The organism is uncultured Gilliamella sp. (genome assembly GCA_945271295.1).
In the GTDB taxonomy this organism is placed as follows: Bacteria; Pseudomonadota; Gammaproteobacteria; order Enterobacterales; family Orbaceae; genus Gilliamella.
The window spans coordinates 1-8,463 of the sequence record CALYPG010000043.1 but is presented as its reverse complement, the minus strand read 5'-3'; the positions used below and the strand labels follow the sequence as shown (position 1 = coordinate 8,463).

The 8,463-nt window shown below is 34.8% G+C and carries 11 protein-coding genes; all 11 read left to right on the top strand.

Going from position 1 to position 8,463, the window contains the following annotated elements:
* The first annotated feature begins 59 nt into the window (after positions 1 to 59).
* The gene (locus Q0K76_RS12815) at positions 60 to 797 is read left to right on the top strand and encodes a replication protein (RefSeq protein ID WP_294616066.1); all 738 of its coding nucleotides are present in this window, start codon (positions 60 to 62) and stop codon (positions 795 to 797) included.
* Between the two features lie 2 nt (positions 798 to 799).
* Positions 800 to 1,456, top strand: coding sequence for a hypothetical protein (locus Q0K76_RS12810; protein WP_294616065.1), 657 nt, complete (start codon positions 800 to 802; stop codon positions 1,454 to 1,456).
* Positions 1,457 to 1,629: 173 nt separating this feature from the next.
* On the top strand, positions 1,630 to 1,983 hold the full coding sequence (locus Q0K76_RS12805; protein WP_294615335.1) for an antiterminator Q family protein: 354 nt from the start codon (positions 1,630 to 1,632) through the stop codon (positions 1,981 to 1,983).
* 392 nt (positions 1,984 to 2,375) lie between these two features.
* Positions 2,376 to 2,702: a phage holin family protein gene (locus Q0K76_RS12800; RefSeq protein WP_294615338.1), complete on the top strand. Its 327-nt coding sequence runs from the start codon at positions 2,376 to 2,378 to the stop codon at positions 2,700 to 2,702.
* A complete protein-coding gene (locus Q0K76_RS12795) occupies positions 2,699 to 3,139 on the top strand; it encodes a D-Ala-D-Ala carboxypeptidase family metallohydrolase (protein WP_294616064.1) in 441 nt (146 codons plus the stop codon). Before Q0K76_RS12800 ends, Q0K76_RS12795 begins: the two co-directional genes overlap by 4 nt.
* A complete protein-coding gene (locus Q0K76_RS12790) occupies positions 3,139 to 3,633 on the top strand; it encodes a lysis system i-spanin subunit Rz (RefSeq protein WP_294616063.1) in 495 nt (164 codons plus the stop codon). Before Q0K76_RS12795 ends, Q0K76_RS12790 begins: the two co-directional genes overlap by 1 nt.
* A gap of 376 nt (positions 3,634 to 4,009) precedes the next feature.
* Positions 4,010 to 4,507, top strand: a complete 498-nt coding sequence (locus Q0K76_RS12785; RefSeq protein ID WP_294616062.1) for a hypothetical protein — start codon at positions 4,010 to 4,012, stop codon at positions 4,505 to 4,507.
* Entirely contained in the window at positions 4,504 to 6,015 is a 1,512-nt protein-coding gene (locus Q0K76_RS12780) for a DUF3383 domain-containing protein (RefSeq protein ID WP_294616061.1), read from the top strand. Before Q0K76_RS12785 ends, Q0K76_RS12780 begins: the two co-directional genes overlap by 4 nt.
* Positions 6,016 to 6,026: 11 nt before the next feature.
* Complete coding sequence (locus tag Q0K76_RS12775) at positions 6,027 to 6,458, top strand: phage protein (protein WP_294616060.1); 432 nt, start codon at positions 6,027 to 6,029, stop codon at positions 6,456 to 6,458.
* A complete protein-coding gene (locus Q0K76_RS12770) occupies positions 6,458 to 6,874 on the top strand; it encodes a phage tail assembly chaperone (protein WP_294616059.1) in 417 nt (138 codons plus the stop codon). The genes Q0K76_RS12775 and Q0K76_RS12770 overlap by 1 nt, the downstream gene beginning before the upstream one ends.
* 141 nt (positions 6,875 to 7,015) lie before the next feature.
* A partial coding sequence (locus Q0K76_RS12765) for a hypothetical protein (protein ID WP_294616058.1) occupies positions 7,016 to 8,463 on the top strand: 1,448 nt, incomplete at its 3' end.

The following is an 8,463-nucleotide window of genomic DNA, read 5'->3' as shown; positions in this document are numbered from 1 at the left end:
CGGATGATAAAAACAGAAAACGGTAAAAAGCTTGCTCAATATTCCATGAGGATTGAGTGATGAATATTTTTATTATTAATTCTTTCCAGATCCCCAATATTTTAGTTGACGAATTAATGGCTAATATGTCCGCAAACGCTTTGCGTTGTTATTTATTAATAACAAGAAAAACAATAGGTTGGGGTAAATATAGTGACAAAATTAGTATTAACCAATTTATTAGTTATCTTGGATTAAAAGACAAAAGAACAATCTATAAAGCGTTAAACGAATTATTAGCATTAAATCTGATTAGAGCTATTAAAAATACAGGTGAAATTACGGAGTATTTTGTGGTAAGTGATGAAATGAATCTAGTAACAAAAAATGATGTTACTAGCAAAAAATGCATGGAAGCACTAGCAAAAAATGATACTACCACCAATAACAAAAAATGTACCACTACAAAAGACATGATTAAAAACACTATTACAAAAAATAGTAATAAAAAAGAGTTAGATTTATCGGGATTTGCTCAACAACCGAGTGAACAAGTTTGGCATGACTATCTTGAACATAGGAAAAACAAACGAGCAGAACTAACCCAATCGGCATTAGTTGTCTTGATGAAACATATAAATGATTGTTTAGCTTTTGGATTTTCTACCGATGGTATCTTGAGTGAATGTATGGCTCAAGGATGGACGGGATTTAAAGCAAATTGGCTCTTGAAAGAAAAATTTGAGATAAAACAACAATCCAAATTTATGACTCTGGCAGAAAAAAATAGAGCTGTTTTAGACAGTATGCGGAGTTAGTTATGGCAAAAATTACAGATGATTTTTTAGCTGTTATTGGTGGGCTTCTTGAATTATATGGACAGCAAGCTAGTACAACTAAGGTAAATATTTATTGGTCGACACTTGGGCAATATCCAATTATGTCGCTGCGATTAGCTGCAAATGCTTGGGTTCGTAAAAGTCAATTTATGCCAAAACCGGCTGATTTGATCAAAATGATGGGAGGCACAAGAAGCCATTTATCAGCTGATGAAGCTTGGGCGATAGCCATTCTTGCTAGTGATGAATCTAACACTGTTGTCTGGACTAATGAGATGGCCAAAGCGTGGGCAATTGCGGAGATTGTTTATCACAATGGTGATCGCATAGGTGCAAGGCGGACATTTATTGAATCCTATGAAAGGATGGTTAATGAATCTTTGATGTATGGTAAATCGATTGAAACTTTTGTGTCATTAGGTAGTGATAAACAAAAACGCTTTGATGCAATTAATCGGGCTGTTTTTACGGGTTTATTGACTCAAGAAAAAGCTAATTACAATTTGCCAAAACCAGAAAATACATTTTCGATGCTTGAGTATAAAAGTAAAAAATCTATGGTAAGTGACAGTATGACTTACCTTACAAAGATAAAAAAAATGTTAAAAGCAAGTCGGGCACAAATTGAAACAATTTAATTATTGGTAGTAAGCCAAGAACTATTGATTAGGCAATTTGGTTTGATACCAAATTTAAAAAACCAAAAGAAGATAAAAAGCAATATAAACCTAAGAACACGAAGTAGAAAACTTAAACAGAGTAAGCCTGACTAACTAATGAATGAAATTAAAGAATAAGAAGGAAAGATGAGATGAGAGAGATTAAAGAGATTTTAAATGCCTGGAAAAATACCCGTGTGCTTACACGGATCGGAACTGAATATCCCTCAAAATCATCAGGTTTTGAAGGTGCCCCGCGCGATATAGATCATCGCCAATATTTAACTGAAACTGAAGCCGAAGAGGTAGATAATGCGGTTTTGAGTTTAAAAGAAGCCAACTATTCACATTGGGTTGTTTTAACTGCTTATTATTTAAGGGGGATATCGTGTAATGCCCAAGCAAAAGTTATAGGTAGGCGTCCTCATGATATTATTAATTTATTAAATGAAGCGGAATGCTTTATAAAAGGGTATATTTTTGAGTTTTTCAAAAAAGCATCATGATATTTTAATTTTTATGATTAAAGGGGGTTGACTTTGCGCAAATGCGCATGTATAATTACCCCATAATGTATTTTTATATATGCGAAATTCAAGCCCAATTACCTAGTTGGGCTTTTTTATTTCTCCTAATTTTCTCATTTCGTCTAAATGCCAGCTTTCAGGTTAAAATTGACTGTAAATGTAATGACAATTAGGTAGCATAAAATCAACGCTTATTAACAGTATTTTTAAATTAAACCGCTTAATTGCGGTTTTTTTATATCCAAAATTTGCCTGAACACCAATATTGGGTTGTTTCGTTTTTCGGGGTGGCAGAACAATCATAGATAATAATTTAACCTAAAAGCTGCTTAACCCTTTCTTATTTCAATAGCCTCAAACGGAGGCACATTATGAAGATTAAACGTATGCCGATAAAAGACCCTGATAATGTCAACTGGCTCGTTGTCATTTATTTATTCATCATCACTTCACTTGGTTCGTTGGCTAGCTACTGTTATCACATTTTGAACGGTGACCAATTCCGAATAGGAACGTTGATAGCGCAAATATTTATTTCCACATTTGCTGGTGCTTTAGTGGTGCTTGCCGCCAGTTATTTTAATTGGGCTTTTGAGTTGGCCGGTGGTATTGCCGGCTTGGCGGGTTGGTCTGGTGCCACATTGATTAAAGCATTGGAAGAACGATTAATAAAAAAAGCCAAAGGGGATGAACAGTGAAGCTTACCGAACATTTTACATTAGAAGAATTTACACGCTCATTAACAGCTGACAGATTAAAGATTAATAACTCAGTACCTACTGATTTAATGTCCAATATTCAACTGACTGCGATTAAATTAGAATTTGTCAGAAAAGCCTTAGGGCAACCAATAATTATTTCCTCTGGTTACCGTTGTCCGGCGTTAAATGCACGAGTAGGGGGCGTATCGACCAGTGCCCATACTAAAGGGTTAGCGGTTGATTTTCATTCTCCATTTGGTACACCTAAACAGATTTGCCAACGATTAATCGATGCGGGAGTTCAGTTTGATAAACTCATTCAAGAACATAATCAATGGGTACATATCGGCTTTAGTCCAACTTGCAATCGTCAACTAGTTTTAACCGCCATAAAGCAAGGCGGTAAAACAATTTATTTGAATGGATTAGTATAATGGATAAATTAAAGTGTATTTATAAATTATCCCCTATATTTTGTATTTTAGTGGCCTGTTTTGCTATCTATTTTGCTTATCATTGTTGGCAAGGTAAACAAATTGCTATAGCTGCAGCGAATAAAGTAGAAATAGAATTTGAACAATATAAGCAGAGCAATAATGCCGTTAAACAACTGGAATTGAATATCATTGAGACGATAAAAAATGGTCAAGCTAATACAGATAATTTGCGTAATGATATTGATAATGGTCTTGTCGAGTTGCGCGTCAAAGTCGAAACCATCGAGCGAGATAGTACCGCCACCAGCGATATTGCTTACCGAGCCTTACGACTTGCAAAAACTTCTAGACAAGATTATTACAATCTCGTCAACGCAATTAACTACAACAAAGCAATAATTGACGGTTGGCAACAATATTATTGTCAAGAAATTGCACCTAAAAACAAAACAGAGTTTATGTGTAAAGGGGGGAATAATAGTGATAATTAATTTATTGTTACAACAAGAATGAATTGCCAAAATAGTATAACTATTTTTTTATTGAAGATTATGTTTGCTTCGAATTTATTGTTCAATCAATTAATAGCATAGCTAATCATTTTATTGTTACCTAAAAATGTTCCTACCCTAGTTCCATCGGTAATAACTTTTTCCTACCTATAATTGCCTTAACTAGCTTTTTTGTTGGTAACAAATTGCATAGCAAAAGCACATAAAAGTTTCGATAAATCTATTAGTTAACAATCTATATAAAGTTGTTAGTAGTCAAGATGGTTTACCAAAATTCCTTACTAGAATAGTTTATTGCCATACTTTAAAGATACAACGACATAATACTTTTTTAAAAATATAACACGGAGCAATGATGACTATTATTAGTGTTTCGCGATTCGATATGATTGAAGTCAGGCGCATAATTGCAGATATTTTAATGTTACCTGAAACAATCATATTTGATGTTAGGAACACAGAAGATGTTTCTAATATCGATAACTATTTAACTGTTTTTGACACTAACGAAACTGATATCGGCACAGAAATTCGTTATAACGGAGAAGATGAAGAAGAAATTGTATCAGTATTAAAAGAGATCACTATCACAGTTGATGCTTATGGTAACGATTCTTATGAAATGCTGTGCAAATTGACGGAATCTATGAAGTTAACGCCTGTATGGCAACGATTAAAACAGTTAAGCATGGGGTATCTTCGATGTTCTGAAATCCGTAGTTTACCTATGACCAGTGAAGTTGAAATTAAGCAACATGCACAGGTCGATCTTATTTTTTCAATCAATCCAATCGTTAAAACCAGCATTCCGCGAGGTGATAACGTAAAATTTAAATTAGAGGTTATTAAATGAGTTTACCATTAAGTCAAGTTGTAGACGTTACTTTACAACAAACACCCAAAGGTGCACAAAAACGCGATTTAAGCGTAGTTGCCATTTTCACGAACGAAATGTGCGATGCATTTGCTAATGCCGATACTCGTTACATTGTAGTATCAGATGTTGACAGTGTTGCATCACAATTTGGCACTAAATCTGATGTTTATCGAGCTGCATCCGCATTATTTTCGGCTCGTCCAAAACCAAAAACAGCAATTATTGCAAAATACATACAAAATGGATTAACAACATCTGCGATCAGTTCAAAAATTAACGGTTCAACGCTTGCCGTGTCATATATTCAATTTAAAAATATTACTGATGGCTGTTTATCATTCTATTTTGGTGATACCAAAATTGATGTTAAAGAACTGAATTTTTCAAGCGTATCGAGCATGAATGATGTAGCAACAATTATAAATGACAAGTTAACTAATACTGATGTCAAATTTGTTTATGATTCTGTGGGTAATCGATTTATTTTATCTTCTAAAATGGAAGGTAAAGGCGCTAATTTTGGTTACGTTTTTAATGCAGAATTGGATGGCACTTATATTGGCAAAATGACCAATTTAATCGACGGTAAAGGTGTATTAATTAATGGTGAAGATGCAATAACTCATATTAAAGAAACACCAGCGGAAGCCTTAAGTAAGTTACAAAATCAATATCAAAATTGGTATGGTGTCTATTTTGCTAATACGATTAATGATGATGAATTAGTCGAAGCTCATGATTGGGTGGTGGCGCAAGGTGTTGAAAATGCAAAAGTACTAGGTTATACCGAAACCAGAACAGCCAATATTGAATATACCGATGATAACGTATTAAAAACGTTAGCAAAACGTAACAGCGGCCGTTTAATGGTACAGTATAACAACAAAGGGAATACTCATGCTGCAGCTGAATTAATGGGTATTGCCCTAACAACTGTTTGGACAGGTATTAATACGGCTAAAACAGTTAAATTTAAACAAGAAGTAAGTGTCACTTCAGATGATCGAATCACGATTAACGAAGCCACCAAATGCCGTCGCTTAGGCATCAATTATTATACTGATTATGCTGGTACTAATATGCTTGCAGAAGGAGTAATGATTGGTGGCACGTTTATAGATGAAACTACCGGATTAGATGCATTTATCAACGCGGTACAAGTGCAGGCTTTTAATACCCTACAAGGGCAACCAACTAAAATCCCACAAACCGACCGAGGTCAGGAAATTTTAATCAGTTCAATTAAGGTAATTGGGGAACAATTTATTAATAATGGTTTTTTAGGCCTGGGCAAATGGACGCTTGGTAATATTGGTGAATTATCTTATGGTGATCAAATCAACGGTTATTACTTCTATTCTGATTCATTCGATAGGCAAGATACAGCAGATAGAGAGGCACGTAAAATGATGCCAATTAACTGCGCACTTAAATTAGCCGGTGCTGGTCATAGCGTCGATATTATTGTTCAATTCAATCGATAAGGATTTTTTATATGTCTAAATCATTTTCACTAGAAGATGCCGTATTAACCATCGACGGCACAGAAATTACAGGGTATGAGAATGCTCAAGATTCAATCAGCATAGCACCAATTGGTGATGATGGTGATGTTACTTATGGCATTAATGGAAAAGGCGTATTTGTCCACGCTTGTAATCGGGGTGCAACAATAACTATTAAAACCCTTCAACATACTGGTACCAACGAAAAATTAAATCAATTACGTAATGCTCAGGTTAACAATCCAACCACCGCCACCGGCAAAATAATCACTTATAAAGATTTACGTAATGGTGATGAGTTTTTACTGACAGGATGCTGGTTTACTACCCCACCAACGCATGCACGAGGTACATCTCATAATGGTGTAACATGGACATTTAAGGCAACTAAAGCAGAGTTTAGTATTAAAGGTGGTTTATAATGGAAAGTAAAGATTATAATGTTGATGATGTAGTTTATACATTTACTCAAGCGGATTTCTTCAAATCAAATAAATATCTTAAAAAATTAACAGCTCTTTTAAAGGGCTGTTTTTCAGTAGATGATAGTAAATCAGGCTTTGATATTGGTCAATTGGCTTCTAATATTGGTTCAGAGCAGTTTGCCGAAATCGAAAAATTCATTTTAGATTATGTTACAGCCATAGATGAGAATGGCAATAAAGTCTTGTTCCAAAAACCTGATGAAGCCGGTAAATTTTTTAATACCCATCGCAGTCATTATTATCAAATCATTATTGAGGGGTTAAAGTTCCATTTTTTGGGTTTTTTACCAAATGGAATAGCATCCAATCTAAATACGCTCAGCTTGGAGACGGTGGCGGAGAGAGCGATGTAGACTGGTTTGTGTGGGGTGTAATCGTAAATAAATACGCCACACTCCACGAACTCAGGACCGTCTATTCACTTGATGATGTTATCGAAATGCATAATGTAATAGCTGAGGTTAAATTAGCCGAAAAACCAAAGGAGAACTAGCGTGGGTTCGGAAAATTTTTTAAACAAAATAGGCATTGATACCTCTCAAGTCAGTAATATTGCCCAAATAATAGACAAATTACAATCTGGCGCTGACAAAATTTCGAAAATTGCAAAGGGAATCCAAAAAGATTTGAATGACGCGATTAGTGTAATTAGCAAATCAATGGATAAAATCAGCAACTCACTCGAACAAGTCCAATCTGAACTTAAAACTTTAAATGCAACATTACTCATCATTGCTGAAGTTGGCAAATTATATGGTGAAATAATTGTAAATGCATTTAATAATGCTATAGATAAAGCTCAAGAGCTAGCAGATAAATTTAATAATTTGATGGTGCAAATGAACACCGAAAAAAGAACATTTATCTCTGCTTTGAAAGAGTACATTGACTTGGTTAATAGCATTATAGATTTGTTAGAAAAATTATATAAACATAGGAAGATTATAACTTCGGTTGCTAAGTCTGCCGGTGCTTTATTAAAATCTATTGGTAAATCTACCGGCTCTGCATTGAAGTCTATTGCTAAATCTGCCGGCGCTGCATTAAAATCTATTGGTAAATCTGCTGGCACTGCATTGAAATCTATTGGTAAATCTGTCGGTACTACATTAAGTTCTGTTGCTAATCTTGCTGGAAATGCATTGAAATCTGTAGGTAAATTTGCTGGCACTTCATTAAGATCCGTTGGCAAATCTGCCGGAACTGTATTGAAATCTGTAGGTAAATTTGCTGGCTCTGCATTTAAATCTGTTGGTAACTTTGCCGGCACTGCGTTGCAATTTGTTGGTAGAGGACTTAAATATGTAGGTGTTGCGGTTAGAAGTTTGGCCAGAATAATGATGGCTAATCCAATTTTAGCAATCATAACAGCGATTGCACTAGCTGCTTATCTGATTTATGACAACTGGGATAATTTAAAAGATTTCTTCTCTAATCTCTGGGGTAAAATAACTAATTTTTTCAAAAATGGCGTTAAAGATATTTTAATGTATTTTGGTATGTCTGAGGAAGACGCAGAGAAAACAGTTGATAGAATCGGTAAGATTTTTAATTTTATTATTGATGTGCTTACGTTTCCATTCAGAATGGCATACAAGGCTATTTGCGCAATAATGGATTGGCTAGGTATTGATGCGGGTGATGTTGTTAATGGTATTGGAGCAGTATTTAAGGCAATTTGGAATTTTATAACAGCTCCATTCAAAGCCGCGTGGAAATTCGTTAATGACCTATTCGACATTTGGGAGGATGATTCAACTTCAACGACAGATAAAATAGGCAAAACCTTTTTGGCTATCTTTGATTTTATTACATGGCCGTTCAAAGCAGCTTGGAATTTTGTCAAAGGACTCTTTGATTCGTGGTTAGGTGAAGGATCGTCATTTACTGATCTATTAGGCGGTATTTTCTCTAGTGTGCTTGGTTTTATCACCGCTCCGTT

Coding starts and splice junctions, on each gene's coding strand:
- Q0K76_RS12785 (WP_294616062.1), top strand. CDS start 4,010: ATGACTATTATTAGTGTTTCGCGATTCGATATGATTGAAGTCAGGCGC.
- Q0K76_RS12775 (WP_294616060.1), top strand. CDS start 6,027: ATGTCTAAATCATTTTCACTAGAAGATGCCGTATTAACCATCGACGGC.
- Q0K76_RS12810 (WP_294616065.1), top strand. CDS start 800: ATGGCAAAAATTACAGATGATTTTTTAGCTGTTATTGGTGGGCTTCTT.
- Q0K76_RS12780 (WP_294616061.1), top strand. CDS start 4,504: ATGAGTTTACCATTAAGTCAAGTTGTAGACGTTACTTTACAACAAACA.
- Q0K76_RS12790 (WP_294616063.1), top strand. CDS start 3,139: ATGGATAAATTAAAGTGTATTTATAAATTATCCCCTATATTTTGTATT.
- Q0K76_RS12770 (WP_294616059.1), top strand. CDS start 6,458: ATGGAAAGTAAAGATTATAATGTTGATGATGTAGTTTATACATTTACT.
- Q0K76_RS12805 (WP_294615335.1), top strand. CDS start 1,630: ATGAGAGAGATTAAAGAGATTTTAAATGCCTGGAAAAATACCCGTGTG.
- Q0K76_RS12815 (WP_294616066.1), top strand. CDS start 60: ATGAATATTTTTATTATTAATTCTTTCCAGATCCCCAATATTTTAGTT.
- Q0K76_RS12800 (WP_294615338.1), top strand. CDS start 2,376: ATGAAGATTAAACGTATGCCGATAAAAGACCCTGATAATGTCAACTGG.